We start from the raw sequence: 25,462 nt of genomic DNA on the forward strand, positions 1-25,462 counted from the left end.
CCGAGCCGCGTCGCGGTGCCATCGGGTGCGATCTCTAGCCTCCCGCGCCGATGCCGGACCTCCTCGATCTTCCCGGGCCCTCGCGCCGCATCCGCGTCGAGCCGCTGCGGCTGCCCGTGCCCGCCCAGGCGCCCCGTGAGCGGGAGCCCGACCGCGAGCCCGCGGACGCGCCCGAGCCCGCCGTCGCGCCCGAGCGCGAGCCCGTCCCGGCGTGAGCAGCGAAGGCGCACCCGACTACCTGGAGGCCGTCGTCGGCTACCGCGCCTGGCACGTCGAGGAGGACGGTCTGCTGCGCCCGTGGACGTTCATGGCGCTGCCGTGGGAGCCAGGTGCCAACCGCGCTGTCTGCGCGCGCGACGTGCGCCACGCGCCGCCGGTGGCCGACTGCATGTGCGGGCTCTACGCGCTGACCGATCCGGCCGACCGGCGGCTGGACTTCCGCGCCGATCAGGCCGTCGGCGCGGTCGCCGCGTGGGGCGACCTGGAGGTCCACCGCAGCGGCTTTCGCGCCGAGCACGCGTGCGTCACCGCGCTCGCGCTCCCGGACCGCGCCGGCTTCGAGCAGCGCGAGACGCTGGCGCGCGCCGCCGAGCGCTACGGCGTGCCGCTCGTCGCGGCCGACCGCCTGAGCGACGAGGCGCTGCGCCACGGCGCGCCGCTGCCCGACGACCTCTGGGCGCCGTCGCCGTCCTGGCCGTCGCCACGGCGTGCCGGCGGCGGCGCGCGCGATCCCCACGCGCTCCCACTGATCGGATCCCACCCACCCGTCGACCCCGCCGCCTTCGGCACGGCCGCCCGCGGCATCGCGCTCGACGCGCACCTGTGGGTCGAGACGGCGCTCGGCGCGGTCGTGGTCGGCCTGACCGCGGCGCTGGCCCGCGACCTCGGCGGTGACCTCAAGCTCACGCTGCCCGAGCCCGGCGCGGCGCTCGAAGCCGGTGACCCCGCCGCGACCGTCAGCACGGCGGCCGGCACGTTCGGCATCTGGGCGCCGGTCGGCGGCTCGATCCTGGCGGTCAACCCGCGGCTGGTCGAGGATCCCAACCTATTGGCCCGCGACCCCGAAGGCGCCGGCTGGTTGCTGCGTCTGGCCCCGCGCGACTGGGAGCGCGATGCGCCCGCGGTCACCTGGGGCGCGGCGGCGAGCCGCCACTACGCCGCGGTCGTCGCCCGCGACGCCGAGCGCGGCGACGCGTTTGCCGACGTCCGCCTGGAGCGGCTGCGCGCGCTGCCCCCGGTGCGCAACGCCGGCGACGTCCTCGCTCACCTGCGCGCCGAGCGCGAGGCGCCGCGCTTTCCCGACGCCGAAGCCGTGACGGTCGAACTGGGCGGCCGCGTGCGCGACGCGCTGGCGGTCGACGCCGCCCTGCGTGCGCGCCTCGGCCGGATCGACCTCGTCGTGCGCTTCGCGCTCCACGAGCCCGACGCCGAGCTCCTGCTCGACCTGCGCGGCGGGCAGGCACAGCTCCTGCGACGCGAGCCCGCCGACGACGTCGACCTCGAGCTCTCCTGCAGCGGCGAGGACGCCTACCGCTGGTTCATCGGCAAGCTCGACCCGGCCAGCGCGCTGCGCTGCGGCGACCTGCGCTCCTCCGCCGGCGCGGCCCCGACCCTCCGGGCGCTCGCGGTGCTCAAGCACCTGCGGATCCCGGCATGGGATCCGGCGCCGATCTGGGCGCGCTAAGCGGCCAGGGCGTCCGGCGGCGCGACTGCCACAGCATCACCGGCGCGGCGCGCCAGCACATCCGGCAGCCGCGCGAAGACGTCGCCGTCAAGCGCGTGCGGCACGTCGCCGCCCATGATCTCCAGGACCTTCTCGACCGGCATCGAACCGCGGTAGGGCCGGTCGGCGGTGAGCGCCTCCGCGATATCGGCGACGACGAGGATCCGCGCCTCCAGCGTCAGCTCACCGCCGGTCAGGCCACGGCCGTAGCCGCTGCCGTCGAGCTTCTCGTGGTGGTTGGCTGCGACCTCGGCGAGGTCGGCGAAGGCCGGGATCCGCTGCAGGATCTCCAGCGTCCAGGTCGGGTGGCGACGCACCGCGGCCCACTCGTCGGCGTCGAGCTTGCCGGGCTTGTCGAGGATCCGGTTGGAGACGCCGAGCTTGCCGATGTCGTGCAGCAGGCCGGCGCGGCGCAGCCGGCGCTGGGCCAGCGCATCGAAGCCGAGCGCGGCCGACAGCGCCACCGCGATGTCGGCGACGCCCTCGGAGTGGCGGGCGGTGTAGGGCGTCTTGGCGTCCACGATCCCGGCAAACGCCTGGGCGATGCGATCGAGCCCGTCGTCGTCGGCGTGTAGCAGGCGATCGACCGGCTCCAACGACGCGACGCGCGGCTCGTCCAACGACGCCCAAAACGCATGGTCGTCCTCGGCCGCGCAGAGCGCGTCGACCAGCGCCGGGTCAAACCACGTGCCGCGCCGATCGCGCGCCACACCACAGGCGCCGGCCGCGCCGCCGCCCTCCTGCCAGTAGACCTCCGCGGTCTGGGCAAGGCAGAGGATGCGGCCACAGAGCGAGATCTGCTCGCCCTCCAGCGACTGCGGGTAGCCGCGGCCATCGAAGTGCTCGTCGAGATGGCGGATCGCGGTCTCGGCCTCGAGGCTCAGGCCGACATAACGGGCGACCTCGGCGCCGCGCTCGCAGCGCAGCTCGGTCAGGCCGCGCGAGCCCGCGGAGCCGTGGGCGACCAGCAGCTTGAGATGGCGCGCCTTGGCGATCGGCGAGCGGCCCGGCGCGGTCGAGCGCACGAGGTGGCGGATCGACTGGCCGGGGATGAGGTGGTCGGTGGTCTTGCGGTCGCGCTTGACGTCGGCGTCATCGGCGCCGTAGAGCGCGGCGACCTTGGCGGCGTTCGACGAGCAGCCGGCGTCCTTGAGCAAGGCGGCGTGAAAGAGCGAGGAGCGCGTCTGGGCGTCGAGGCCGAGCTGCGCCGCGATCCGCATGCTGATCAGGCAGGTGCGCTCGGCGTGGCCACGCGGTTGCCCCTCGGTGATGTCGAGTGCGTGAGAGAGCGCGGCGAGCACTTCCGAGAGCCGGACGTCCATGTCCCGGATGTCGGATCGGCTTATCCGATCGGTGAGGCGGCCGGACGCATGGTCGAGACGGCGCCGCGCCCACAAACGCCGCAGTCGGGGTCGCGCGGGACCTCCTCATGGGTGACCGCGAGCGTCGTGAGGTCGATGACCGTCGAGCGTCCGAGGCAGGCGACCGGCGTCAGGCCGGTGATGTGCGCGATCGCCTCGTTGGCCACGAGCGAGCCGATGAGGCCGCAGGCCGGCGCGTAGGTCGCCGCGGGGGAGTCATCCGAGATCGCCGAGCGGGCGGCGTCAAAGAGCGGGAAGCGGCGGCGATAGGCGGCCTCTTGGCAGGTCAGGCAACCGGTGGCGCCGGGAAGGTACGTCGGGCCGACGCGCACCAGCGGCGGGTGCTGGCTCATGCCGACGTACGGAATGCCGGCCGCCCAGCAGGCCGCGTTGACCCAGCCCGAGATCCGATCGGCGGGCCAGTCGACGGCGGCCACGACGAAGTCGGCGCCGGCGATCGCGTCGGCGACGGCGGCGGTGGAGTCCAGGCGACGAGGGATGCCGACGAAGTGACCGCGGGCGTTGAGCTGGCTCAGGCGGTCGGCTGCCGCATCGACCTTGAGCCGGCCGAGATCGTCCTGGCCATAGAGCACCTGCCGCGCGAGGTTGCTGAGCTCGACGACATCATGGTCGACACCGACGATCGTGCCGACGCCACAGACCGTGAGCATCGTCGCCGCCATGCCGCCCAGGCCACCGAGGCCGAGCACGGCGACCGTCGCCGCCTCCAACCGCGCCTGTGCCGCAGCACGCGGCATACCCGCGCCGGCAAGGTCACCGAAGTACCGCAGCTGACGGTCATAGCGCTCCAGGCCGGCGGGATCGAGATGGCGCGCGTCGTCAGTGGCGTCCTCGATCAACCCGTCGGCGGCAAGCGCCCTCAGCGCCTCATCGAGATCCTCGGCCGTCAACGCAGGAGCGACCGTGGCACGCAACGACGCCAGGATCGACGCGGGCCCCCGCGTGCCGTCGAGCTGCGCAAGCAGCTCGCCGAGCACGCGGGGATCACCGTCAAGCGCGACGTCGCCGTTCTGGCGGCCGCTGCGCATGAGGATCAGGCGACCCCGGTCAGGGATCACCTCGATCGTGGGCTTCAGCCGAGGCCACCAACGGTCGTGGCCGCAACGGGGGGCGGTCACGACCGCCGGCACGACCGTCGGCATGGCGACTAGTAGCCCTTCGTGATGGCCAGGGCCGGCAGCGTCGGCTCTTCGAGCTTCGTGATCTTGAGCATGGGGCATCCTCCTTTCTGTTTCGGGGGTCATCGAAGGCGTGCGAGGTAGATCCGCTTGGTGTGGACTGCCTCGTCGCAAGCGTCGTCACGCGGGCCGTCGTCGCGTTGGCCGCAGACCAACAGGAGCTCCAGGCCTGCGGCGTCGAGGGCGTTGGTGACCTGCGCGTGCGGGTGGTGGTGTTGCACGTGATGGCTCACGCTGCGGATCCAGCGATCCGGTTGCTCGGGGTCGCGGGCGAAGGCATGGAGGTCCGCCCGGTGCGTGAAGCGCGAAGCCGATGCGCCCGGCAGGCTCTCCCACACGAAGAAGCGATCGTCGTCGCTGCGGCAGAACGTCGAGCCGAAGAAGCCGTCATAGGTGCGGCGCGTGTTGGCATCGAACAGCACGAGCCCGCCGCGCCGCACGCGGCTGGCCAGCGCTGCCACCGCGGCGTCGAGATCGTCCGGCGCGACGCAGTTGATGACGTCGTTCATCGCCGTGACGAGGTCGACGGGCGCCCGATCGGGCAGGTGGGGGAGGGCCGCGACCTCCAGCGCCACGTCAGGCCCGAGCGCTGCTCGTGCCTCGCGCAACATCGCCCCTGATGGGTCGCAGCCCTCGGTGGTGAACCCCGCGGCGACCAACGCGGCGAGGCTGCGCCCCGTGCCGCAGCCGACGTCGAGCGCCCGTCCGCCGCCGACCCCGTGTTGCGCCGCCAGGCCCAGCAAACCGGCGAGCCACTCGCCGTACCGGTCGCCGCCGACGAAGGCTTCGTAGTGCGGAGCCAGGGCATCGTATGGAGCCGTCGACGTTTCTTTCTCCGGTTGCGTCGTCGCCTGGATCAGGGTCATGTCATGTCAAGACCCCCAAAGCGCTCAAAACCGTTTCACCTCGACACGAAGCTGTTGTCAGAACGCGAACTCGACTGGGACGTCGCAGCCTCTCGCTGCCTGCGCGAAGCCCATCGCGTAGCCCCCTCCGACGACGCTGCCGACATCGCCCAGGAGGCGCTGATCCGTGCCTGGCGCAGCCTCCGCGATGGCGTGGTGCCCGAGCATCCGATCGCCTGGCTGCGCACGATCGTCCACCGCGAAGCCCATCGACACCGGGGACGTAACACAGCCTCAATCAGCCTCGATGAGCACGGAGATATTCACGACCGGACCGCCGCTGGGCGCCTCGATCTCCTGCCTCTCCAGGTCGATGTGCGCCGAGCGGTTAGGAATCTGACCCCGCATGACCGTAAGCTGTTGCTCTTGCGGTACGTCGACGACCTCACGCAGCCTGCCGTTGCCCTTGCCCTCGGGATCCCTGAGGGCACGGCCAAAGTGCAGTTGCATCGGGCACGTGGGCGGTTGCAGCGAGTTCTGTCCGAGCACGAAGGCGGGGATCAGCCATGAGCAAGACGACCACAGTCGCGGAGCGACGAAACGGCGCGGCCAATAAGCCGCACGAGCTAGACAGCAACATTGTCAAGGCGTTGTCGCACCCTCTGCGCATGAGGATCCTCACGCGGCTCAACGAGGGCGTGGCCAGCCCGAACGAGATGTCCAAGGAGTTCGAGGAGTCCCTGCCGCTCGTCAGCTACCACGTTCGGATCCTGCGCGAGCTCGATTGCATCGAGCTCGTGCGGACCACGCCCCGTCGCGGGGCGATCGAGCACCACTACCGAGCGTTGACGCGCCCATTTTTGGACGACGACGATTGGGCGCAGCTGCCGCCCAGCGCCCGGAAGGCCGTGTCGAACACCGTCCTCAGCAAGATGCTGGGAGACGTGCGCACCGCGGTCACCGCCGGCACGTTCGACGAGCGGGCGGATCGACATCTGTCCTACGCGCCCCTCATGCTCGACGAGCAGGGCTGGCGTGACCTCGGCGATCGCCTCGGCGAGGTGCTCGCCTGGGCCATCGAGGAGCAGGCGACCAGCGCGGGTCGCCTGCAGGACGGGCAGAGCGGTGGACCAGAGGTGCGCGCGCGGTTGAGCATGCTCGCCTACTCGGCGCCGCCCACGGGCTCCGAGAGCGCGGCGCCCAAGCGCCGCCGCTCGAAGCGCTAGCGCCAATCTGGATGAGGATGTTGGTTCGGTTCCCGACGGCGGGAGCATTGCTCTGCGTGCTTCTGCTGCTCGGAGCCTGCGGGAAGGACGATGCCGGCAACCAGCGACCGTCCGCCGATCACGGTGGGACGCTGACGATGCTGGCGGCGTCCGATGTCGACTTCCTCGATCCCGGTCACACGTATTACTCGCTGGGCATCCAGGTCGCGCTCGCAACCCAGCGGCCGCTCTACGGCTTCCGGCCGGACGACCTCTCGCAGCCGGTGCCCGATCTCGCGTCGGCGCTTCCTGTGATCTCCGCCGACGGTCGCACGATCACCGTGCGGATCCGTCGTGGCGTCCGGTTCTCGCCGCCGGTCAACCGCGAGGTGGTCGCTCACGACGTCGCCTATGCGTTTGACCGCTTCTTCAGCGTGAACGTGGGCGGCCAGTACCCCGGCTACTTTGCCGATCTGATCGGCGCGCCGGCCAAACCGACCAAGGGCGTGCACGCGATCAGCGGGATCACGACGCCCGACGCGCGCACGATCGTCTTCCATCTGCGCAAGCCGTCTGCGGCCGCCTTCGTCGGTGCGCTCACCCTGCCGGCCAGCGCACCGGTGCCCGAGGAGTACGCCAAGGCGTTCGACGCCGAGAACCCGTCGACCTATAACACCCACGTCGTGGCGACAGGGCCGTACATGGTGCGCAACGATCGTGACGGCGCGACGGTCGGCTATCAGGCCGGCCGCCGGATCGAGCTCGTGCGCAACCCGAACTGGGATCGTGCGACCGACCGCCGCCCGGCGCGCCTCAACCGCGTGATCATCCAGACCAACGCCTCGGACTCCAACGTGGCGGCTCGTCAGGTCCTGGCCGGCACACACAAGGTGCTCGACGGCATCCCGCCACCGCCCGTCCTCGAGGACGTGGCCGAGCACCACCGAGACCAGGCCGTGCAGCTGCCGATGGGCGGCTACCGCGTCCTGCCGATTAACACGACGATCAAGCCGTTCACCAACCTCAACGTCCGCAAGGCCGTGGTGGCGGGCTTCGACCGCCAGGCCGCTCGTCAGGCACGAGGCGGGCCGATCACCGGTCCGTTGGCAACGCACTTCCTGCCGCCGGGCATCCCGGGCTTCGAGGAGGCCGGCGGGCTGGCGGGACCAGGCTATGACTTCCTCTCGGTCGCCCACCCGCGCGGCGATGCGGCGCTCGCGGCGACCTACATGCGGCGAGCCGGTTACCCGTCGGGCCGCTACACCGGCAAGGAGAAGTTCCTTGTCGTGGCCGGCAACAGCCCGTCGGAGAAGCTGGTGGCCCAGGTTGTGCAGTCGCAATTCGAGAAGCTCGGGTTCCGCATCCGGCTGCGGTACGTGCCTTCTGACGCGCTCTTCACGGATTGGTGCGCGGTGCCGTCGCGCAAGCTCCTGACCTGCGGCAGCGGCCTGGCGTGGCTCAAGGACTTCCCAGATCCGCAGCCGATGCTCCAACCGGTCTTCGACGGTCACGCGATCGCGCCGACCAGCAACACCAACTACTCACAGCTCAACGACCCAGCGATCAACGCCGCGATGGCGAAGGCCGTCTACCTCCGCGGCGCCGCTCGGCGACAGGCATGGGCCCAGATCGATCGCATGATCGTCGCCCAAGCGCCCGGTGTCCCGCTGCAATGGGACGTGAGCACGCTGATCCACTCCAAGGACGTCGCCGGCGTGCCGAACGTCTACTTCGACAGCTGGGACTTGTCCTACACGTCGCTGAAGTAGGGGCGACCTTCGGCCGGCCTACTTCAGGCTGAGTGCGGTCTGCTGGCGCAGCGCGATGCGGCTGCTCTCGTCCGCAGAGAAGCGCTGTGGGTACTTCTTGGCCGCGGGCGCTTGCCGATTGATCGCCGCGTAGGGCAACGCAGAGAGATCACCGGCGACAACAAACCCGCCGCTCACCGGCACCTCCCAGCGGACGCGGTTGGCTTTTGGACCGCGGCTGGTCAGCCGCGCCGCCGCGCAGTGTCGAACGCTCGCGGTGGAGTTCCAATCGTCGTCGCTGATGGCCGAAACGACCTTCTGCTGTGGGATACCGGGCAGAGTGGCGATGTGCACGTCGTCCTGGCGTGGCCACCATTCGGTCCGCTCTGGCGACGGCGACGGCTTAGCTGCGCTGGTGCGCCGGCGGTCGATATCCAGGAAGCGACGAACGCCCAACCGTGTCCGAATCCACGCCTCCTCGGGACAGACGCGCAACGGGGCTCCGATGCCGTCGTGCGCGATGCTCTGCACGAGCGTGCACTGGGCATAGAGGCCGGGCGTCTCGTCGACGGAGATGCGTAGAGCGTTTGGGGCGACACCCGTGAGGCGCATCACCGGAACGACGATCGAGTCGCGCATCGTGTCGTTCCAGTCGTTCTCGCTGAGCACGAGCAATTGCTCGGCCGCCGCGCCGTTAACCTTGTTCTCGTAGAGCCAGCCGGCTCGAGGCCCACTCAAAGCAGGCCGTGTTCCACTGCCAGGCGGCTGCTGGCGCGGATCGCCTCCAGGCGCTCATCGTCCTGAGCGAGTTCACGGTATGCGGCGAGCTTCTCCGCGCGCTCGGCCTCAGCCGTCAGCAGCTCGTCGGCATAGACGACCAGGGCATGGAGTTTCTGGGCACTGGAGGCACCAGCATCGACGAGGCCGGTTGCCGTTGCGGTGGCGAGCGCGTGCTCGACCCGTTGGTCACGGGTGGTGTAGATGCGCGCAGATGGGGCTGCAGCCTTCGCCATGTCGAGGAGCGTAGCGCGGTGCATATGTCGGTGCAAGATGTGCACCGACGAGTATCGCATTCTCAACGCAGAAGGACCCTCCGAAGAGGGCCCTTCTGCGCGATGCGGATGAGAGGACTCGAACCTCCACGGGATTGCTCCCACGGCGACCTGAACGCCGCGCGTCTACCAATTCCGCCACATCCGCTGGCGTCAGGCGAGCATATCGCTCACCGGGCGCTCAGCGTCCAGACGTGGCCTCCTGCGTGCTTGCTAGGATGGACACCCCCAGGCCGCCATCGTCTAGGGGACTAGGACGCTGCCCTCTCACGGCGGAAACCGGGGTTCGAATCCCCGTGGCGGTACTCCAGAAACCCCCGGCCTTCCGGGGGTTTCGTCGTTGACGGACCAATCGCATGGGGCCAGGTCTTGACTTCCGGCCAGTAGCGTGCACGTGCCAATGCGGCAAGAATCCTGCGCATGTCAAGGATGAATCGTCGTTCTCTCCGTCCCGCCGCTGCACGCATGCTTGCGGCCGGCGTGCTCGCCGCGGGTTTCGTGGTGCCGGCCACGGCTTCTGCCGGGCTCTTGGATTCGGTCTCGGGCTGGTGGCCCATGTACGAAGGCTCCGGCCAGACCATCCACGACCTGTCCGGCAAGGGCAACAACGGCACGCTTGGCTCGACGCCCGGCGTCGATGCCAACGATCCAACCTGGATCAAGGGCTTCCTGTTCGGCTCCGCGCTGCGCTTCGACGGCAACGACTTCGTGCGCATTCCCGACTCGTCGGCGCTGGAGCCGCAGAACATCACGGTCTCGGCGTGGATCCGCGCCTCGGGCTCGCCGGGCACCAACCGCTACATCATCAGCAAGGGCGCGTCGAACTGCGACGCCGCTTCCTACGGTCTCTACTCGACCTACTCGGGCGGCCTGCGCTTCTACATGTACGACACGACGGGCCATGAGCGCTACTCCGGCCTCGCCAACCAGGACAACGTCTACAACGGCAAGTGGCACCACGTCGCCGGTACCTGGGACGGCACCACCGCCAAGCTGTTCGTCGACGGCAAGCTGATCCCCGGCTCGACCGACACCGGCGGCACCATCGACTACAACATGCCGACGACCGGCGATGGCGGCATCGGCGGCTATCTCGGCACCTGCGACCTGTACTACACGGGTGACATCGACGACGTGGCGATCTTCAGCCAGGCGCTGCCGATCGACAAGTACTGGTCGGCGCTGTCGCTCCTGTTCCCCAAGCCGCTGCGCTAGGTCCACCCCCCGACCGCAGCGGAGGCTGCGGCGACGGCACCCGACGGGCCGCGAGCCCTCGGGTGCCGTCCGCCGCGCCTCCTTCACTCCGGACAGGTCGTGCCTAGCGACCGCGGTCCGGTGCGGGTTCGTGCGTCTCCAGCCAGGGGACGATGCGAGGCTCTCAAGCGACGCGAACGGCGTCCAGAGCCGGTCCGGCAGATGTGCGCGAACCGGCCGCGAGAGCGCGCTTCATCGAGCCTTGATCCTTCGCGGCTACCGTGAGCGGACGCCATGTTGCGCCGCCCCGGACCACCGCTGCTGCTCGCCACGCTGACCGCGATCGCCCTCGCGATCACCGGCGTGCTCGCCAAGCTGGTCCCGCTCACGCGCCAAGGCGACGCCAGGACGCTCAACGGCTTCGTCGACCTCAACGCGCCGCACCTGACGCCGGCGCTGAACACGATCGCGCACCTCGCCGACCCGGGGCCCTACGCGCTGACCGGCCTCGTGCTCGCGCTGATCGCCTTGGCGCGCGGCCGCGCGCGCGTCGCGGCAGCGATCCCGCTGCTCTTCCTCGCGACCGGAACGACCACCGAGGCGCTCAAGCACCTGTTGGCCACCCAGCGCTTTGACGAGTGGCTCCATCACTCCCAGATCGCGGCCGCCTCGTGGCCCTCGGGCCACTCGACGGCGGCGATGACGATGGCGCTCTGCGCCGTGATCGCCGCGCCGCCGCGCGCTCGCCCGACGGTCGCGGCCATCGGCGGCGCCTTCGCGGTCGCCGTCGCCTACGCGATCCTCACGCTCGGCTGGCACTTCCCGTCCGACGTCTTCGGCGGCTACCTGGTCGCCGCGACCTACGTGCTGCTCGCGGTCTCGGCGATCGCGTTCAGCGAGCGCCGCTGGCCGAGCCGCCGCGGGGTGGAGGCGGGCAGCCGCCCGGTCGACCTCGTCCCCGCGCTCGGCGTCGCGCTGGTCGGTGCGGGGGCGGCTGCCGGGGTGGCGCTCGCGCGGCCGCGCGCCATCCTGGACTACGCGGCCGCGCACACGACCTTCGTGGCCGGCGCGATAGCGATCGCGGTCCTCGCGGCGCTGCTGGCCGGTGTGATCGGCTCGGGCTTCCGCGCCTCGTCTACGCCTTCGTAGCGCCCGGCTCCCACAGCGGCTCGTCGCCGCCGTTGGCCGCGCGGCTCAGGATGAAGAGCAGGTCCGAGAGCCGGTTGAGGTAGCGCACGACCTCGGGGTTGCCGTCCTGCACCAGGATCGCCCGGCGCTCGGCGCGCCGGCAGACCGTGCGGCAGACGTGCAGGTGCGCGGCGGCGGGCGTCCCGCCGGGCAGCACGAAGGACTTCAGCGGCGCCAGCGTGGCGTTGACCTCGTCGCAGGCGCCCTCTAGCCACGACGTGTAACCCTCGTCGACGCGCAGCCGCTCGCGGTCGCCGCCGTGCGGCACGGCGAGGTCGGCGCCGACGTCGAAGAGGTCGTTCTGGATCCGTCGCAGCCACGTCGCTTGCTGCTCGGGGAGATCGGGGAGCGTGAGCGTGACCCCGAGCTGCGCGTTGAGCTCGTCGACGACCCCGTACGCCTCGATGCGCGGGTGCGTCTTTGGCACCCGGCTCATGTCGCCGAGGTGCGTCTCGCCGCCGTCGCCGAGCTTGGTGTAGATCCGGGTGAGGTTGACGGTCATCGTGAGTCGGAGGCTATCGCCGCCGGCCCGCCTCCGAGGCGCCCGGAGCGGTAGGATCGTCGAGCAAATCAGGGTCGGTGGCCAAGGGAAGTCGGTGCAAATCCGACGCGGACCCGCCACTGTGACCGGGCGAGTGCCTCGCCGCACGTGTCGCGCCAGCGCGACGCAGCCACTGGGAATCAAGCCCGGGAAGGCGCGGACGAGGAGAGGCCCGGGAGCCAGGAGACCTGCCTCCGACCAACAAGGACTCGACGCCCTCGTGGCAAGGGTTGGTTCCCACATGACGAAGAAGATCCTCGGCCTCCTGGTAGGAGGCCTCATGCTCGCAGCATCCGCGAGCCCGGCGATGGCGGCGAAGGTGACCGTCGAGATCGAAGGGCTCAGCGCCATCGTGCCGCCGACAGTGGTCACCACGCCGGCGACGGTCTCCAAGGATGGCGAGGAGATCTGCCCGGACGGCGACAATGTCCTCGGCGCGGTGGATGCCGTGACCAAGGGAGATTGGGCCGGGAGCCAGTACGGCGCAACCCGCATCCTCGCTGAGGATCACCCGTTCATCCCCGGCGACGCCGGCTGGGTGTTCGTCGTCAACGGCGTCGCTCGTGCTGACTATGGCTGCACGGCCCCGGTCCATGACGGCGACAAGATCCTCTGGTACGCCAGCGCCGGCTTCGGCGCCTTCCATGTCGACAAGGGCTTTGACGACCCGGTGCTGCTCGACGCGCCGGTCACCGCCGTGCCCGGCCTGGCGTTCAGCGTGACGGCGACGAACACCGACACGACCTATGACGACGCCGGGTCACCGACCAACACGGCGTTCTCGCCGTCGGCCGGCGCGACGGTCAGCGGCGGCGTCGCGGCCGTCACGACCGGCGCGGACGGCAAGGCATCCGTGACCGTCGGTGGCGGTCCCTACACGCTGGTCGTGACCAAGGACAAGCGCGCGCCCGGCCGGATCGTCGGCTGCGCCACGACCGGCAGCGACGGCCGCTGCGGGACGTCGCTGCGCCCCTGCCCGGTCAGCAGCGATGGCTGCGGCACGCCGCCGATCGGTCCGCCGCAGCCCTGCGTGACCAACGGCCACGACGGCTTCTGCGGCTCGCCCGACAAGGTGGTGGCCGACGCGGCGATCACCGGCGTCTCGGAGGGCAAGAAGTACAAGAAGGGCACCGGCCCGCGTGAACTGGCGGGCAAGGTCGCCAACGACGGCTCCGGCCTCGCCGACGTCCGTCTGCGTCTCACGCGCACCGATGGCCGCAAGTGCGCGACCTATGACGGCAAGACCGAGAAGTTCAAGGCGTTGAAGAAGTGCGGCGCGACGCACGGCGTGTGGTTCTCGGTTGGTGCCAAGCAGGACTTCACCTACCTGCTCCCGTCCAAGCTCGGCCGCGGCCGCTACGTCCTCGACGTGGAGGTCACCGACAAGGCCGGCAACACCACCAAGTCGCTGGCCCGCGGCAGTTCGCGCGTGGTGTTCTTCGTTGCCTAGCTGGTCCCGCGCCCATGGCCGCGCGCTCGCGACCGCCGCTGCCGCCTCGTTGGCGGCGGCGGTGGTCGCCGGCTGCGGCCTGGGCGCGGGACCGAAGGCGAGCGATACCGAGCTGTTGGTGTCCAAGGACTTCGGCGCCGAGCCGATCGTCCAGACCGACCAGCCGAAGACCGGCGGCTCGGACACCGTGATGCGCCTGCTGCAGCGCAACGCGCCGAAGGTGACGACGCGCTTCGGCGGCAACTTCGTGCAGTCGATTGACGGCGTCAGCGGCGGTCGCAGCGGCGGCACCCCGGCCGACTGGTTCTTCTACGTCAACGGCGTCCTGGCCGACAAGGGCGCGACCTCGATCAAGGTCCACCAGGGCGATCGCGTCTGGTGGGACTACCACGACTGGGGCGCCACCGACGACGTCCCAGCCGTCGTCGGCTCGTTCCCCGAGCCGTTCCTCCACGGCATCGACGGCCGCCGGCTGCCGGCGCGCGTGGAGTGCACGGAGCCGCAGAGCGATGTCTGCGAGACCGTCGCCGACAAGCTGTCGGATCTGGGACAGGTCGCCGCGCGCGGTGGGGTCGGCAACAGCTTCGTGGTTGACACCCTGCGGATCCTCGTCGGGCCGTGGCGCGCGCTGCGCAATGAGTCGACGGCCAAGCTGCTCGAGCGGGGCCCGGCCGGGAGCGGCGTCTACGCCAAGCCTGCGGCCGACGGCAAGTCCATTGCCTTGCTCGATGCTGCCGGCCACGTTACGCGGACGCTCGGCGCGGGCACCGGTCTGATCGCCGCGACGCAGGTCAGGGACGCCAAGGACGAGGTCAGCGACCCGGTCTGGATCGTGACCGGCACCGACGATGCCGGCGTGGCTGCGGCGGCCGCCGCGCTCGACGAGGGCGCGTTGAACGGGCACTTCGCGGTGGCCGTCTCGGGCGGCAAGCCCATCGGACTTCCGGACCGCGGCCAGTGAGGTATCGCCGCCGCGCGAGCCCGCTGCACGCGGCCCGCGCCGCGGCGGGTGGCGCGTGGTGCGCGGCGCTCGCGGCGGCGGCATTGGCGGCTGAGCATCCGATCGTGCTGGTCGCCCTCACGCTAGTGGTCTTGGCGGGTGCGGCGGCTGCAGGTGTCGTGCGCGAGGTCGGGCGCATCACCTTGTGGATGGTGCCGTGGGCGCTGGCGATCGCGGTCATCAACATGTTGGTGGTGCGCGAGGGCTTCACGATCCTCGCCCGCCTGGGGGAGATCCCGCCCTTCGGGCAGGTCGACCTGACGCTTGAGGCGTTGGTGTACGGGTTGCTCTTCGGGCTGCGGTTGCTGACGGTCGCCGCGGCGTTCGCGGTCTTCACGGTCGCGGTCGATCCCGACGACCTGCTGCGCGTCCTGCGCCGGGCCTCGGTGCGCTCGGCGCTGGCGGCGACGCTGGCGACACGGCTGGTGCCGGTGCTCGCCGCCGATGCCCAGCGCATCGACGAGGCACGGCGCTGCCGGGCTGATCGCGGCGGCGAGGGTGCGACGGCACGCTTGGCCGTCCTGCGCGCGGTGGCCAGCGGCGCGCTGGATCGGGCGCTCGACGTCGCCGCGACGCTGGAGGTGCGGGGCTATGGCAGCGCACGGCGTGGTGGGCGGTCTGGCCGGCCGTGGTCGCGCCATGACCAGGCGTTCCTGGCATCGGCCGTCGCGCTGGTCGCGTTGACCGTGGCCGCACGCGTGGTGCCGGTGGCGGCCTTCGACCCGTATCCGGAGATCACGGGCGCGGGCGTTGGAGAGGCGTTGGCGCTCGCGGTCGTGCTCGCGGTCGTCGCCTTGGCGCCGTTCGTCGACCGCCGGGGGATCGCGCCATGACGCCGCCGATTTTGGAGCTCGAGCACGTCACCTACACCTACGCGGGTGCGGCGTCGCCCTCGCTGCGCGACGTCTCGCTGCGGGTGCAGGAGGGCGAGATGGTGGTGTTGGCCGGCCGCTCGGCCGGCGGCAAGTCCACCATGTTGCGCGCGGCCTCCGGGTTGGTCCCGCACTTTCATGGCGGGACGTTCGGCGGTGTGGTGCGCGTCGGCGGGATGGACACGCGCGAGCACGGCCCGGCGGAGCTGTCGCGCATCGCCGGCTCGCTCTTCCAGGACCCCGAGTCGCAGGTCGTGCTGACGACGGTGCGCGCCGAGCTGGCGTTCCCGTTGGAGAATCGCGGCCATGGGCCGGCGGCCGTCGCGCGCGGGGTGGAGGAGGCGGCGCTTGCGCTCGGGATCGCGCACCTGCTGGAGCGCGCGACCAACGAGCTGAGCGGCGGTGAGCTGCAGCGCGTGGCGCTCGGCGCAGCGCTGGCCGGGCGACCCAAGTTGGTGTTGTTGGACGAGCCGACCTCGCAGCTCGATCCCGTCGCCGGCGACGAGCTGATCTGGTTGCTGCGGCGGCTCAACGAGGAGTGGGGCACGACGATCCTCCTCGCCGAGCACCGGCTGGAGCGCTGCCTGCCGGCCGCCGATCGCGTCGTGGTGATGGCCGACGGCGCCATCGCCTGCGACGCGCCGCCACCTGAGTTCCTCGCCTGGGCCGGCGACGCCGCGCCCGAGCTGCAGACGCCGGCGGCCCGCATGTTCCGAGCGGCCGGGATCACACCACCGCCCTCGGGCGTCAAGGAGGCGCGCGCCGCGCTGCGCGCCCGCGGCATCGACCTCGACGCCGACGCACCCTCCACCGACATCGAGGGACGACTGATGGTCGATAGCCGGCCATCAGTCGTCCCTCGACGCGCTGGGGGAGGGATCGATGGCGTTGAGGGTGAGGATGCGAGCGCGCCACGGAGGCCGGGGCGCAAGGAGCGCCGCGACGCCGCGCTCGTCTTCGACGGCGTCTGGCACGAGCGCCGCGGCGGCGCGGTGGTCCTGCGCGGCGTCGACCTGGCGATCGCGCCCGGCGAGCGTGTGGCGCTGATGGGGCGCAATGGCGCGGGCAAGTCCACCATGTTGCGCCACGCCGCCGGCCTGATGGCGCCGACGCGCGGCAAGGTGCGCGCCTCCGGGCGGGTCGCGCTGCTGCTTCAGGATCCCAACGACTACCTGCTGCACGAGCGCGTCGGCGACGAGGCGTCGCTCGGCGCGTTGGCTGCCGTCGGTCTCGACCAGCTGCTCGACCGCCACCCGCGCGATCTCTCCGGTGGTCAGCGCCAGCGGCTGGCGCTCGCCATCGTCCTGGACTCCGAGGAGCCCGCCGCGGTCATCGGCCTCGATGAGCCGACGCGCGGCATGGACCGCGCCGCCAAGGCGGCGCTGACCGAGCGGCTGGCGGGCTTTGCGGCGGGCGGTGCCGCGATCGTCGTCGCCACGCACGACCCCGAGTTCGCCGCCGAGGTCGCCGACCGCATCATCTTGCTCGCCGACGGCCGCCCGATCGCCGACGGCCCGGCGGGCGCCGTCCTGGCCGGCGGCTGGTACTTCGCGACCGAGACGGCGCGCGTCACCGGTGGCCGTGCGTTGCTTCCCGACGCCGGCGCGGCGCTCCTGCACGAACACGATTACACGGAGGTCGTTGTCCCGTGACCTGGCAGCTGACCACCTTCTCGCTGCTGGCGCTCGTCCTCGGGCTCGGCTTCGCGTGGTACGAGCGCACGCACCCCTCCAGCAAGGTATTGGCCATGGTCGCGACGCTGGCCGCGCTCGCCGCGCTGGGCCGGATCGCCTTTGCGCCGCTGCCAAACGTCAAGCCGACGACCGACATCGTGTTCTTGACCGGCTTTGTGCTGGGCGGCGCGCCCGGCTTCGCGGTCGGCGCGCTGGCGGCGTTGTCCTCCAACCTGGTCTTCGGCCAGGGGCCGTGGACGCCGTGGCAGATGGTCGCCTGGGGCATCGTCGGCGTCATCGGCGCGGGCTGGGCGCTGCTCATGCGCGGCCGGCTGCCGCGGATCCCGACCGCGGCGCTGCTCGTCGTGTGTGCGCTCTTCTTCGGCGCGCTGACCAACCTATCCACCTTGACCGCGGCCGGTGGGACGCCGTCGCTGCGCCAATGGGCGGCGGTCGAGGCTGCCGGCCTGCCGTTCGACCTTGCGCACGCCGTCGGCAACGTCGTGTTCTTCCTCGCCTTCGGTCCCGCGCTCGTGCGCGTGCTGCGGCGCTACCGCGCGCGTCTCGAGGTCCGCTGGACCCCAGCGCCACCGACCCTGCTCCCGACCCTCCCGGATCCTCCCCGATGACCAAGATCACCATCTTGCTGGCGACCCTCGCGCTGACCTCGGCGTTTGCACCCGCCGCTCACGCCTCCGACCGCTCCGCCGCGCGCACGGGCGCCGCCTGGCTCTCGACAGCCGTCAAGCCCGGTGCCGACGGCATGGCCGCCGACGCGGTCGTCGCCCTGCGCGCTGCTGGCCGCCTGCCGTCGGCCGAGGCCGCGCGCCGTGCCCGCGCGCTGCGCGCCGGCGCCAACGGCTACGCCCGCACCGCCGGTGCGACCGGCAAGACGATCCTCGCGCTTGCCGCCGCCCGCAGCGGCAGCGCGCGTTGCGCCGGCAACGTCGATCTCCTCACGCGCCTGCAGTCCTACGGGCGCGCAGGTCGCTACGGCAGCACGATCTTCGACCAGACGCTCGCGATGCTCGGGGCACATGCGCTGCACGCAGGCCCGTCGCAGCGCGCGATCACCGTGCTGCTGAAGGCCCGCGGGGCCGGCGGGTGGAACTTCAACATGACGCGCTCCGGCGGCCGTGCCGACGATGTCACGAGCACCGCGATGGCGATCCTGGCCGCGCGGGCGGCTGGCGTCTCGGCCGGCAACGGCACCCTGCGCGCCGGCCTGCGCTGGCTGCGCGCCCAGCGCACGGCGGCCGGCGGCTTCGCCCTCGGCCGGCGCGATCGCAACGAGGCCAACTCGACCGCGCTGGCGATCGAAGCCGCCGCCGCGATGGGCAGCCGCGACACCCGCGCGACACACGCGCTGGCCTCGCTGCAGCGCCCCGGCGGCGCCTTCCAGTTCACGCGCAACGACGCCGGCAGCCGCGTGCTGGCGACCAACGACGCCGTCGTGGCCCTCAGCGGCCACCACCTGCCGGTGACCACGCTGCACCGCACGCCCAGCCGCTGCTGAACGCCACCCCGGGGCCATCGAGGGACGAGTTGTGGGTCCCTAGAATCCACAACTCGTCCCTCGACGCCAGGGCAGGGTGGCGATGGCGGCGCGGCCTGCCGCCATGGCATGTGCGGAGTGGCTCATGAGCCGTCGTCGCGAACGCCTGCTCGTATAGGGTCCGGCGCTCTTATGCGGATCGGTGTCCCGAAGGAATCGATCGCGGGTGAGCGGCGAGTCGCGCTGGTGCCCGAGGTCGTAAAAAAGCTCGTCGCGAAGGGTCATGAGGTCGTGGTGGAAGGCGGGGCTGGACAGGCCGCGCTGGTCCCCGACGCGCTCTTCACCGACGCTGGCGCGACGATCGGCGACCCCTGGGGCGCCGAAGTGATCGTCAAGGTCGCGCCGCCGGCTGACGGGGAGCTCGGGCACCTGGCCGCGGGCAAGACGCTGATCGGGTTCCTGAACCCGCGTGGCAATCCCGACGGCCTGCAGGCCGTGGCCCAGACCGGTGCGACGGCCTTTGCGATGGAGGCGATCCCGCGAATCTCGCGCGCCCAGTCGATGGACGCGCTGAGCTCGCAGTCCAACGTCGCGGGCTACAAGTCGGCGCTGCTCGGCGCCGACCACGCGACGCGGTTCTACCCCATGTTGATGACGGCGGCGGGCACGATCCCGCCGGCCAAGGTCCTGGTCCTGGGCATCGGCGTCGCCGGACTGCAGGCGCTGGCCACCGCGCGCCGCCTCGGCGCGCAGACCACCGGGTACGACGTGCGGCCCGAGACGGCCGAGCAGGTCGAGTCGCTCGGCGCCAAGTGGCTGGACCTCGGGATCGAGGCCGCCGGCGAGGGCGGCTACGCGCGCGAGCTGACCGACGAGGAGCGCGCCCAGCAGCAGCAGGCGCTGACCGACGCGATCAAGGGCTTTGACGTGGTCATCACCACCGCCTTGGTTCCGGGTCGCCCGGCGCCGCGCCTGGTCACCGCCGAGGCTGTGGAGGGCATGAAGCCCGGCAGCGTCATCGTCGACCTCGCGGGGGAGACGGGCGGCAACTGCGAGTTGACCGAGCCGGGCGAGACGGTGGTCAAGCACAACATCACGATCGTCTCGCCGCTGAACCTCGCGGCGACCATGCCCGAGCACGCCAGCGCGCTCTACGCGCGCAACTTGCAGGCGCTCATCGAACTGCTGGCCGACGACGAGTCCGGGGCCTACGCGCCCGACTTCGAGGACGAGATCGTCGCCGGCGCCTGCGTCGTCAAGAACGGAGAGGTGCAGTAGATGTTGGTCACCAACCTGGCGATCCTGGTGCTGGCGGGCTTCGTCGGCTACGCCGTCATCTCGAAGGTCCCGAACACGCTGCACACGCCGCTGATGTCGGGCACCAACGCGATCCACGGGATCGTCGTCCTCGGCGGCATCATCCTGCTCGTCAACGGTCTGGCCGACGGCGCGCTCAACAAGCTGCTGCTGGTGATCGCGGTCGCCTTCGGCACGATCAACGTCGTCGGCGGCTTCCTGGTCACCGACCGGATGCTCGAGATGTTCAAGGCCAAGCCCAAGGCCGACGCGGGGGACGACGCGTGATCGCGTCAATGACGTCTGGGCTGACGCCCGTGACCGCCTCCTTCATCACGGACTACAACTTCCGCGCGGTCCTCTACATCATCAGCTTCTCGCTGTTCATCTACGGCCTCTCCGGACTGACCGGGCCGAAGACCGCGGTGCGCGGCAACCGCATCGCCGCCGTCGGCATGGGCATCGCGGTCATCGCGACGCTGCTGGTTCCCGACGTCAACAACATCTTCCTGATCATCCTCGGCGTGGCGATCGGCACCGCCGTCGGCGTGCCCGCGGCGCGTCAGGTCAAGATGACCCAGATGCCGCAGATGGTCGCGCTGTTCAACGGCGTGGGCGGTGGCGCGGTCGCGCTGATCGCGTGGGTCGAGTTCCGCGAGTCCGGCGGCTTCGCCGAGGTCCCGACCTACGTCGCGATCTTCAGCTGCTTTGCCGCGATCGTCGGCTCGGTCTCCTTCTGGGGCTCCAACATCGCGTTCGGCAAGCTCCAGGAGCTGATCGACGGCGGCTCGAAGGTCATCGGCACGGCCCAGATCCAGTCGCTGATCAACGTGGCGCTCGGGGCCGTCGCCGTCGCCTGCGGCGTCGCGATCGTCGCCGGCTCGCACTCCGAGATCCTGATCATCGGGATCCTGGTCTCCTCCGCGCTGCTCGGCGTCTTCCTCGTGCTGCCGATCGGCGGCGCCGACATGCCCGTCGTCATCTCGCTGCTCAACGCCTTCACGGGCCTGAGCGCCGCGGCCACCGGCGTCGCGCTGAACAACACGTCGTTGATCGTCGCCGGCATGATCGTCGGCGCGTCCGGCACGCTGCTGACCCAGCAGATGGCCGTCGCGATGAACCGCTCGATCACGTCGGTGATCGCCGGCGGCTTCGGCGGGACCGTCGAGGCGGCGGCCGGCGCCACCAGCGCGTCGGGCGGCACGGTGCGCTCCACCAGCGCCGCCGACGTCGCGATCCAGATGGCCTTCGCGCGCCTGGTCGTCGTGGTTCCGGGCTACGGCATGGCCGTCTCCCAGGCCCAGCACGCCGTGCGCGAGATGGCCAAGCTGCTGGAGGCCAAGGGCGTCGAGGTCAAGTACGCGATCCACCCGGTCGCGGGCCGGATGCCGGGCCACATGAACGTGCTGCTTGCCGAGGCGGATGTGCCGTATGACCAGCTCAAGGAGATGGACGACATCAACGGGGAGTTCCCGCGCGTCGACGTCTCGCTGGTCATCGGCGCCAACGACGTGACCAACCCCGACGCGCGCAACAAGGCCGACTCGCCGATCTACGGGATGCCGATCCTCAACGTCGACGACTCCGCCAGCGTCATCGTGCTGAAGCGCTCGATGAGCTCCGGCTATGCCGGCATCGACAACCCGCTGTTCGTCAACCCCAAGACGAGCATGCTCTTCGGCGACGCCAAGGGCTCGGTCTCCGCCATCACCGAGGAGCTCAAGGCGCTGTAGTCCGGAAACGGTCCCCGCTCACCCTGTCGATCCGGTGCCGACTTGGCATCGGATCACTTTCCGAACGCGCGCAAGGGGGGTAGCCTCGCTTATGTGAGCGCTGTGCCGCTCGAGGTCAAGGCCATCGTCGCCGTTGCGCTGGTCCTCTCTGTTGCCCGGGCCTTCCTCGGCGTGCCCGCACGCCGAGCGCACGAGCGCCTCGCGCGGACGCTTGTCGGGCTCTCGATCTGCCTCTACGTCCTGGCCGGTGAGGCGCTGCTGGAGAACCAGGACGGCATGGCCGGCGCGTTTGTCATCTGCGGGGTCGAGGCGCTCTGCCTCGCGGCCTGGGTGGCCCGCCGCCGCGATGACGACGATGGGTGGGACGACGGCGGCGGAGGTGGCGACGGCCCCGACGACGAGCCGCCGACGCCAATCGACTGGGACGCGTTTGACCGCGCCCGTGATGGCTGGCGCCCGCGAGAGCCGGTCGCCTAGGACCGCCGCACCGCTGTCGGGTCGCCGGGGCCCTGCCGACTACCCGAGAGATGAGCCCTGCTCGCGACGACGACCGGCTGGCGGCCCTCGACGGCCTGCGCGGCGTCGCGGCGCTAGTCGTGCTGCTCTCGCACATCGTGGAGGCGAGCGTCCCGGCACTGAGCGAGACGTTGAGCCTCGGCGGCGATCCCGGCGGCCTGGCCCACTGGTTCATGCGGACGCCGCTCGCCGTCCTCTGGGCCGGGCCGGAGTTCGTGATCGTCTTCTTCGTGCTCAGCGGCTTCGTGCTCACCCGGGCCCTGCGCGCCCATCCGACGACGGTCAGCGCGTTCTACGCCGCTCGGTCCGTACGGCTCTACCTGCCCGTCTGGCTCTCGCTCATCCCTGCGGCAGCGCTGCTGCTGCTGATCCCGCGTGCCACGGGCCTCGGCGGCGCCGGCGTCAGCTTCTGGCTCGACACGTACGCCCATCCGGTGGGGCTGTCCCAGGTCGCCCGGGACATGGCACTGGTCCTGCCCGACCACGTGGGCGCCGGCGAGGGCACCCTCAACGGGGCGTTGTGGTCGTTGCGCTGGGAGGTGTTCTTCTCGCTGGCGCTGCCCATCCTGCTGCTCGCCGAAGGGCTGGTGCGCCGGATGGCCGCGCCGCTGGTCGTCGCCGCGCTGCTGGCCGTCGACATCGCCCACGGTCACGCGACGTTGATGTTCGCGCCGCCGTTCGTCGTTGGCGTGGTGCTCGCGCTGCACGAGGCCCGGATCCGAGAGTGGCGCACGCGGCTCGCCGGCCGCGGCGCCGTGCTCGCGGTCGGCGTGAGTCTCTGTCTCCTCAGCGCCGACCTGTGGCTGCCCGACGCGGTCCGCGCCATGGGGCCGGGCGGCGCTTTGGTCGTCGCGGGCGCCGGGCTGGCGGTGCTCTGTCCGTTGCTGTACGGGTCGGTCGCCCGGCCGCTGGCAACCCGGCCGGTTCAATGGCTCGGCTCGCGCTCGTTCAGCCTCTACCTCGTGCATCACCCGATCGTGCTGGCCTTTGCCTACGGCTTACACGCGCCGCCGTTCGCGACGCTGCTGGCGCTCGCCGTGCCGGCATCCCTGATCGGGGCCGAGCTCTTTCATCGCATCGTCGAGCGCCCGTGCCACCGCCTGGCGCGCGCCGCGGGCGCCCAGGTAGCGCAAAGGACGACGAGGGCGGCGCCACCACGCGCCGCCCCCGTCAAGGCGTGACCCACTCGGCAGAGGGGCCACGCAGCTTTGTGGCTTGCGCCTACGCGGGGTTCGGCAGCGGCGAAGGCTGCCCGCTGCGCGCCGCTTCGACCTGCTCGCGGCTGTCACGCGAGGAGATCAGCACGGCCGCCAGGATCGCGCCGGTCACCGCGAAGCCCGCGCCGACCAGGAACGCGGTCTGAAAGCCCTCGGTCAGCGCGGCCGCGTCCGGTCGCGCGCCGCCGGCGACCGTGGTGGTCCGGCTCGTCGCGATCGACGACAGGATCGCCAGGCCGAGCGCGCCGCCGACCTGCTGGGAGGTGTTGATCAGCCCCGAGGCCAGGCCCGCCTCCTGCGGCTTGGTGCCCATCACCGCGCCGATCGTCACCGGCACGAACGAGAAGCCGAGGCCGATCGCGGCGAGGATCGACGGGAACAGGACGTCGCCCAGGTAGGTGCCGTCCGGCGAGACGCGTGAGAACCACAGCAGGCCGGCAGCGATGAACACCATCCCGATGATCAGCGACGGCTTGAAGCCGATCTTCGTGACCAGCTGCGACGCAGCCCCCGCCGAGAAGATGATGACCAACGCCAGCGGCAGGTAGGAGAAGCCGGCCTTCAGCGCGCTGTAGTGCAGCACCTGCTGCAGGTAGAGCGAGATGAAGAAGAACATCGAGAACAGCGACATGCCGATCAGCAGGCCGACGATGTCCGCTCCGCGCAGCGTGCGCAGCCGGAAGATCGAGAACGGCACCAGCGGGTCTCGGCGGCGCAGCTCGATCGCGACGAACGCGATCAGCAGCAGCACCGCGACGATCAGGCAGACGATCGTCCGCGTCGCGCCCCAGCCGACGTTGACCGCCTCGACGACGGCGTAGACCAGCAGCGCCAGGCCCGCGGTGACGGTCACCGCGCCAGGGATGTCAAAGGTGCTTCCGGCCGCCTCGCGGCGGCTCTCGAGCAAGATGCGTGGGGCCAGTGCCGCGGCGATCAGCCCGATCGGGACATTGACAAACAGCACCCACCGCCAGCTCAACGCGCTGGTGAGGACGCCGCCGAGAAGCACGCCGGCGGCCCCGCCGGCGCCGGCGACCGCACCCCAGATACCCAGCGCGCGGTTGCGCTCCGCGCCGTCCGCGAACGTAGTGGTGATGATCGACAGTGCCGCCGGCGACACGATCGCGGCGCCCAGCCCCTGGACAGCGCGGGCCGCGATCAGCCAGGTCTCCGATTGCGCGAGGCCACCGGCCAGCGATGCCAGCGAGAAGACCACGAGGCCGAGCATGAACATGCGGCGGCGCCCCAGCAGGTCGGCCATGCGCCCGCCGAGCAGCAGGAAGCCGCCGAAGGTCAGCGTGTAGGAGTTCACCACCCAGGTGAGGTCATCCCGCGAGAAGTGGAGGTGAGCGCCAATCGACGGCAGCGCGACGTTGACGATCGAGGCGTCGATCACGATCACGAACTGCGTCATCGCCAGCAGCACGAGCGCGAGATTCTTCGCGCGGGGCGTCAGTGAGGGCGTATCGGTATGGCTGAGCGATGACATGGAAGCTGACCTCCGGTTCCGTTTGCCCATGCGACTATAGTGAACCGTGATTCCGCTTGTCAAGGAGCCGTGTGAACGCACCGTGACCACATCGTCCACCCAGAGCGAGCGCCCCCTGCGCTCCGATGCGCGCCGCAACCGCGAGAGGATTCTCAGCGGTGCCCGCGCGGTGTTCGCCGAGTCCGGCGGCGAAGCGCAGATGGATGACGTCGCCCGCCGCGCGGGCGTGGGCGTGGGCACGGTGTATCGGCACTATCCGACCAAAGAGGCGCTGCTGGTCGAGCTGGTGCGCGAGAAGTTCACGCTCTTCGCGGCCGAGGCGCGGGCCGCACTGGAGCGCGACGGCGAGCCGTTTGAGGTGTTGACCGACCTGATGCGCGCCAACGCCGAAGCGCTGGAGCGCGACGCCGGCACCCAACAGGTGCTCGCGGGCGCCGGCGAGCAGATCTGGACCCAGGCCGCAGCCGAGCAAACCGAGCTGCTGGGCCTCACCTCGCAGCTGATCGACCGAGCCCGGCGCGCCGGAACCATCCGCGCGGACGCGACCGCAGCCGACATCGGCATGCTCATGTGCGGCCTCTCGGCCACCATGACCCACCACGCGCCTGGCTTTGACTGGCGCCGATACCTCGATCTGGTGGTCGACATGCTCCGCCCCCGCAGCA

The 25,462-nt window shown here is 71.1% G+C and carries 26 protein-coding genes, 2 tRNA genes and 1 riboswitch; of the genes, 20 read left to right on the forward strand and 8 right to left on the reverse strand.

Going from position 1 to position 25,462, the window contains the following annotated elements:
- The first annotated feature begins 50 nt into the window (after nucleotides 1-50).
- Both VGO10_RS08055 and VGO10_RS08060 read left to right on the forward strand, forming a co-directional pair.
- Nucleotides 51-215 carry a hypothetical protein gene (locus VGO10_RS08055; RefSeq protein WP_327467001.1) on the forward strand — a complete coding sequence of 55 codons (165 nt, stop codon included), beginning with the start codon at nucleotides 51-53 and terminating at the stop codon, nucleotides 213-215.
- On the forward strand, nucleotides 212-1,684 hold the full coding sequence (locus VGO10_RS08060) for an SCP2 sterol-binding domain-containing protein (protein ID WP_327467003.1): 1,473 nt from the start codon (nucleotides 212-214) through the stop codon (nucleotides 1,682-1,684). Before VGO10_RS08055 ends, VGO10_RS08060 begins: the two co-directional genes overlap by 4 nt.
- Here VGO10_RS08060 and VGO10_RS08065 read toward each other — a convergent pair.
- The 3 genes from VGO10_RS08065 to VGO10_RS08075 form a co-directional block, all read right to left on the reverse strand.
- Nucleotides 1,681-3,045 carry an HD-GYP domain-containing protein gene (locus tag VGO10_RS08065; protein ID WP_327467005.1) on the reverse strand — a complete coding sequence of 455 codons (1,365 nt, stop codon included), beginning with the start codon at nucleotides 3,043-3,045 and terminating at the stop codon, nucleotides 1,681-1,683. The two genes, VGO10_RS08060 and VGO10_RS08065, sit on opposite strands and share 4 nt — an antisense overlap.
- A 20-nt stretch (nucleotides 3,046-3,065) precedes the next feature.
- Entirely contained in the window at nucleotides 3,066-4,247 is a 1,182-nt protein-coding gene (locus VGO10_RS08070) for a TOMM precursor leader peptide-binding protein (protein WP_327467007.1), read from the reverse strand.
- A 98-nt stretch (nucleotides 4,248-4,345) separates the two neighbouring features.
- Nucleotides 4,346-5,149 carry a class I SAM-dependent methyltransferase gene (locus tag VGO10_RS08075; protein ID WP_327467009.1) on the reverse strand — a complete coding sequence of 268 codons (804 nt, stop codon included), beginning with the start codon at nucleotides 5,147-5,149 and terminating at the stop codon, nucleotides 4,346-4,348.
- A 3-nt stretch (nucleotides 5,150-5,152) separates the two neighbouring features.
- Here VGO10_RS08075 and VGO10_RS08080 point away from each other — a divergent pair, with 3 nt between their 5' ends.
- Genes VGO10_RS08080 through VGO10_RS08090 form a run of 3 tightly spaced genes read left to right on the forward strand, consistent with a single transcriptional unit; the run spans nucleotide 5,153 to nucleotide 8,102 of the window.
- Complete coding sequence (locus tag VGO10_RS08080) at nucleotides 5,153-5,698, forward strand: sigma-70 family RNA polymerase sigma factor (protein ID WP_327467011.1); 546 nt, start codon at nucleotides 5,153-5,155, stop codon at nucleotides 5,696-5,698.
- Nucleotides 5,695-6,354, forward strand: a complete 660-nt coding sequence (locus VGO10_RS08085) for a helix-turn-helix domain-containing protein (protein WP_327467013.1) — start codon at nucleotides 5,695-5,697, stop codon at nucleotides 6,352-6,354. Before VGO10_RS08080 ends, VGO10_RS08085 begins: the two co-directional genes overlap by 4 nt.
- A gap of 56 nt (nucleotides 6,355-6,410) precedes the next feature.
- Nucleotides 6,411-8,102, forward strand: coding sequence for an ABC transporter substrate-binding protein (locus VGO10_RS08090; protein WP_327467015.1), 1,692 nt, complete (start codon nucleotides 6,411-6,413; stop codon nucleotides 8,100-8,102).
- An 18-nt stretch (nucleotides 8,103-8,120) separates the two neighbouring features.
- On the opposite strand, the gene VGO10_RS08095 is transcribed toward VGO10_RS08090, so the two are convergent.
- The 3 genes from VGO10_RS08095 to VGO10_RS08105 form a co-directional block, all read right to left on the reverse strand.
- On the reverse strand, nucleotides 8,121-8,750 hold the full coding sequence (locus tag VGO10_RS08095) for a hypothetical protein (protein WP_327467017.1): 630 nt from the start codon (nucleotides 8,748-8,750) through the stop codon (nucleotides 8,121-8,123).
- A 65-nt stretch (nucleotides 8,751-8,815) separates the two neighbouring features.
- The gene (locus tag VGO10_RS08100) at nucleotides 8,816-9,094 is read right to left on the reverse strand and encodes a hypothetical protein (RefSeq protein WP_327467019.1); all 279 of its coding nucleotides are present in this window, start codon (nucleotides 9,092-9,094) and stop codon (nucleotides 8,816-8,818) included.
- Nucleotides 9,095-9,197: 103 nt separating this feature from the next.
- Nucleotides 9,198-9,281: transfer RNA gene (locus VGO10_RS08105), tRNA-Leu, on the reverse strand.
- Nucleotides 9,282-9,365: 84 nt separating this feature from the next.
- On the opposite strand from VGO10_RS08105, the gene VGO10_RS08110 reads away from it, so the two are divergent.
- From VGO10_RS08110 to VGO10_RS08120, 3 genes are all read left to right on the forward strand, one after another.
- A tRNA-Glu gene (locus VGO10_RS08110) sits at nucleotides 9,366-9,438 on the forward strand.
- Between the two features lie 160 nt (nucleotides 9,439-9,598).
- On the forward strand, nucleotides 9,599-10,348 hold the full coding sequence (locus tag VGO10_RS08115; protein ID WP_327467021.1) for a LamG domain-containing protein: 750 nt from the start codon (nucleotides 9,599-9,601) through the stop codon (nucleotides 10,346-10,348).
- A gap of 273 nt (nucleotides 10,349-10,621) precedes the next feature.
- Complete coding sequence (locus VGO10_RS08120; RefSeq protein ID WP_327467022.1) at nucleotides 10,622-11,476, forward strand: phosphatase PAP2 family protein; 855 nt, start codon at nucleotides 10,622-10,624, stop codon at nucleotides 11,474-11,476.
- On the opposite strand, the gene VGO10_RS08125 is transcribed toward VGO10_RS08120, so the two are convergent.
- Nucleotides 11,463-12,017, reverse strand: a complete 555-nt coding sequence (locus tag VGO10_RS08125) for a cob(I)yrinic acid a,c-diamide adenosyltransferase (RefSeq protein WP_327467023.1) — start codon at nucleotides 12,015-12,017, stop codon at nucleotides 11,463-11,465. The two genes, VGO10_RS08120 and VGO10_RS08125, sit on opposite strands and share 14 nt — an antisense overlap.
- Nucleotides 12,018-12,078: 61 nt before the next feature.
- A riboswitch (cobalamin riboswitch) is annotated at nucleotides 12,079-12,266 on the forward strand.
- 31 nt (nucleotides 12,267-12,297) lie between these two features.
- On the opposite strand from VGO10_RS08125, the gene VGO10_RS08130 reads away from it, so the two are divergent.
- The 11 genes from VGO10_RS08130 to VGO10_RS08180 all read left to right on the forward strand — a co-directional run bounded on the left by VGO10_RS08130 (nucleotide 12,298) and on the right by VGO10_RS08180 (nucleotide 23,272).
- Nucleotides 12,298-13,506 carry a hypothetical protein gene (locus VGO10_RS08130; protein WP_327467024.1) on the forward strand — a complete coding sequence of 403 codons (1,209 nt, stop codon included), beginning with the start codon at nucleotides 12,298-12,300 and terminating at the stop codon, nucleotides 13,504-13,506.
- Nucleotides 13,499-14,467 carry a DUF4430 domain-containing protein gene (locus tag VGO10_RS08135; RefSeq protein WP_327467026.1) on the forward strand — a complete coding sequence of 323 codons (969 nt, stop codon included), beginning with the start codon at nucleotides 13,499-13,501 and terminating at the stop codon, nucleotides 14,465-14,467. Before VGO10_RS08130 ends, VGO10_RS08135 begins: the two co-directional genes overlap by 8 nt.
- Nucleotides 14,464-15,339, forward strand: a complete 876-nt coding sequence (locus tag VGO10_RS08140; protein WP_327467028.1) for an energy-coupling factor transporter transmembrane component T — start codon at nucleotides 14,464-14,466, stop codon at nucleotides 15,337-15,339. Before VGO10_RS08135 ends, VGO10_RS08140 begins: the two co-directional genes overlap by 4 nt.
- Nucleotides 15,336-17,030: an ABC transporter ATP-binding protein gene (locus tag VGO10_RS08145; RefSeq protein ID WP_327467030.1), complete on the forward strand. Its 1,695-nt coding sequence runs from the start codon at nucleotides 15,336-15,338 to the stop codon at nucleotides 17,028-17,030. The genes VGO10_RS08140 and VGO10_RS08145 overlap by 4 nt, the downstream gene beginning before the upstream one ends.
- Entirely contained in the window at nucleotides 17,027-17,680 is a 654-nt protein-coding gene (locus VGO10_RS08150) for a hypothetical protein (protein WP_327467032.1), read from the forward strand. Before VGO10_RS08145 ends, VGO10_RS08150 begins: the two co-directional genes overlap by 4 nt.
- Entirely contained in the window at nucleotides 17,677-18,567 is an 891-nt protein-coding gene (locus VGO10_RS08155) for a hypothetical protein (protein ID WP_327467034.1), read from the forward strand. Before VGO10_RS08150 ends, VGO10_RS08155 begins: the two co-directional genes overlap by 4 nt.
- Nucleotides 18,568-18,738: 171 nt before the next feature.
- Nucleotides 18,739-19,824, forward strand: coding sequence for a Re/Si-specific NAD(P)(+) transhydrogenase subunit alpha (locus tag VGO10_RS08160; protein WP_327467036.1), 1,086 nt, complete (start codon nucleotides 18,739-18,741; stop codon nucleotides 19,822-19,824).
- Nucleotides 19,825-20,130: an NAD(P) transhydrogenase subunit alpha gene (locus VGO10_RS08165; protein ID WP_327467038.1), complete on the forward strand. Its 306-nt coding sequence runs from the start codon at nucleotides 19,825-19,827 to the stop codon at nucleotides 20,128-20,130.
- 8 nt (nucleotides 20,131-20,138) lie between these two features.
- Complete coding sequence (locus tag VGO10_RS08170) at nucleotides 20,139-21,575, forward strand: NAD(P)(+) transhydrogenase (Re/Si-specific) subunit beta (RefSeq protein ID WP_349258929.1); 1,437 nt, start codon at nucleotides 20,139-20,141, stop codon at nucleotides 21,573-21,575.
- A gap of 93 nt (nucleotides 21,576-21,668) precedes the next feature.
- Complete coding sequence (locus VGO10_RS08175; protein ID WP_327467042.1) at nucleotides 21,669-22,052, forward strand: hypothetical protein; 384 nt, start codon at nucleotides 21,669-21,671, stop codon at nucleotides 22,050-22,052.
- Nucleotides 22,053-22,102: 50 nt separating this feature from the next.
- A complete protein-coding gene (locus VGO10_RS08180; protein ID WP_327467044.1) occupies nucleotides 22,103-23,272 on the forward strand; it encodes an acyltransferase in 1,170 nt (389 codons plus the stop codon).
- A gap of 40 nt (nucleotides 23,273-23,312) precedes the next feature.
- On the opposite strand, the gene VGO10_RS08185 is transcribed toward VGO10_RS08180, so the two are convergent.
- Entirely contained in the window at nucleotides 23,313-24,797 is a 1,485-nt protein-coding gene (locus VGO10_RS08185; protein ID WP_327467046.1) for an MFS transporter, read from the reverse strand.
- Nucleotides 24,798-24,843: 46 nt separating this feature from the next.
- Between VGO10_RS08185 and VGO10_RS08190 the strand changes: the two genes are divergently transcribed.
- The coding region (locus VGO10_RS08190) for a helix-turn-helix domain-containing protein (protein ID WP_327467047.1) at nucleotides 24,844-25,462 on the forward strand (619 nt) is incomplete at its 3' end.

It is taken from the genome of Baekduia sp. (assembly GCF_035996765.1).
Classification (GTDB): Bacteria; Actinomycetota; Thermoleophilia; order Solirubrobacterales; family Solirubrobacteraceae; genus Baekduia.

Coding starts and splice junctions, on each gene's coding strand:
- VGO10_RS08055 (WP_327467001.1), top strand. CDS start 51: ATGCCGGACCTCCTCGATCTTCCCGGGCCCTCGCGCCGCATCCGCGTC.
- VGO10_RS08065 (WP_327467005.1), bottom strand. CDS start 3,045: ATGGACGTCCGGCTCTCGGAAGTGCTCGCCGCGCTCTCTCACGCACTC.
- VGO10_RS08070 (WP_327467007.1), bottom strand. CDS start 4,247: ATGCCGACGGTCGTGCCGGCGGTCGTGACCGCCCCCCGTTGCGGCCAC.
- VGO10_RS08075 (WP_327467009.1), bottom strand. CDS start 5,149: ATGACCCTGATCCAGGCGACGACGCAACCGGAGAAAGAAACGTCGACG.
- VGO10_RS08080 (WP_327467011.1), top strand. CDS start 5,153: ATGTCAAGACCCCCAAAGCGCTCAAAACCGTTTCACCTCGACACGAAG.
- VGO10_RS08085 (WP_327467013.1), top strand. CDS start 5,695: ATGAGCAAGACGACCACAGTCGCGGAGCGACGAAACGGCGCGGCCAAT.
- VGO10_RS08100 (WP_327467019.1), bottom strand. CDS start 9,094: ATGGCGAAGGCTGCAGCCCCATCTGCGCGCATCTACACCACCCGTGAC.
- VGO10_RS08115 (WP_327467021.1), top strand. CDS start 9,599: ATGCTTGCGGCCGGCGTGCTCGCCGCGGGTTTCGTGGTGCCGGCCACG.
- VGO10_RS08120 (WP_327467022.1), top strand. CDS start 10,622: ATGTTGCGCCGCCCCGGACCACCGCTGCTGCTCGCCACGCTGACCGCG.
- VGO10_RS08125 (WP_327467023.1), bottom strand. CDS start 12,017: ATGACCGTCAACCTCACCCGGATCTACACCAAGCTCGGCGACGGCGGC.
- VGO10_RS08130 (WP_327467024.1), top strand. CDS start 12,298: ATGACGAAGAAGATCCTCGGCCTCCTGGTAGGAGGCCTCATGCTCGCA.
- VGO10_RS08145 (WP_327467030.1), top strand. CDS start 15,336: ATGACGCCGCCGATTTTGGAGCTCGAGCACGTCACCTACACCTACGCG.
- VGO10_RS08155 (WP_327467034.1), top strand. CDS start 17,677: ATGACCAAGATCACCATCTTGCTGGCGACCCTCGCGCTGACCTCGGCG.
- VGO10_RS08160 (WP_327467036.1), top strand. CDS start 18,739: ATGCGGATCGGTGTCCCGAAGGAATCGATCGCGGGTGAGCGGCGAGTC.
- VGO10_RS08165 (WP_327467038.1), top strand. CDS start 19,825: ATGTTGGTCACCAACCTGGCGATCCTGGTGCTGGCGGGCTTCGTCGGC.
- VGO10_RS08170 (WP_349258929.1), top strand. CDS start 20,139: ATGACGTCTGGGCTGACGCCCGTGACCGCCTCCTTCATCACGGACTAC.
- VGO10_RS08180 (WP_327467044.1), top strand. CDS start 22,103: ATGAGCCCTGCTCGCGACGACGACCGGCTGGCGGCCCTCGACGGCCTG.
- VGO10_RS08185 (WP_327467046.1), bottom strand. CDS start 24,797: ATGTCATCGCTCAGCCATACCGATACGCCCTCACTGACGCCCCGCGCG.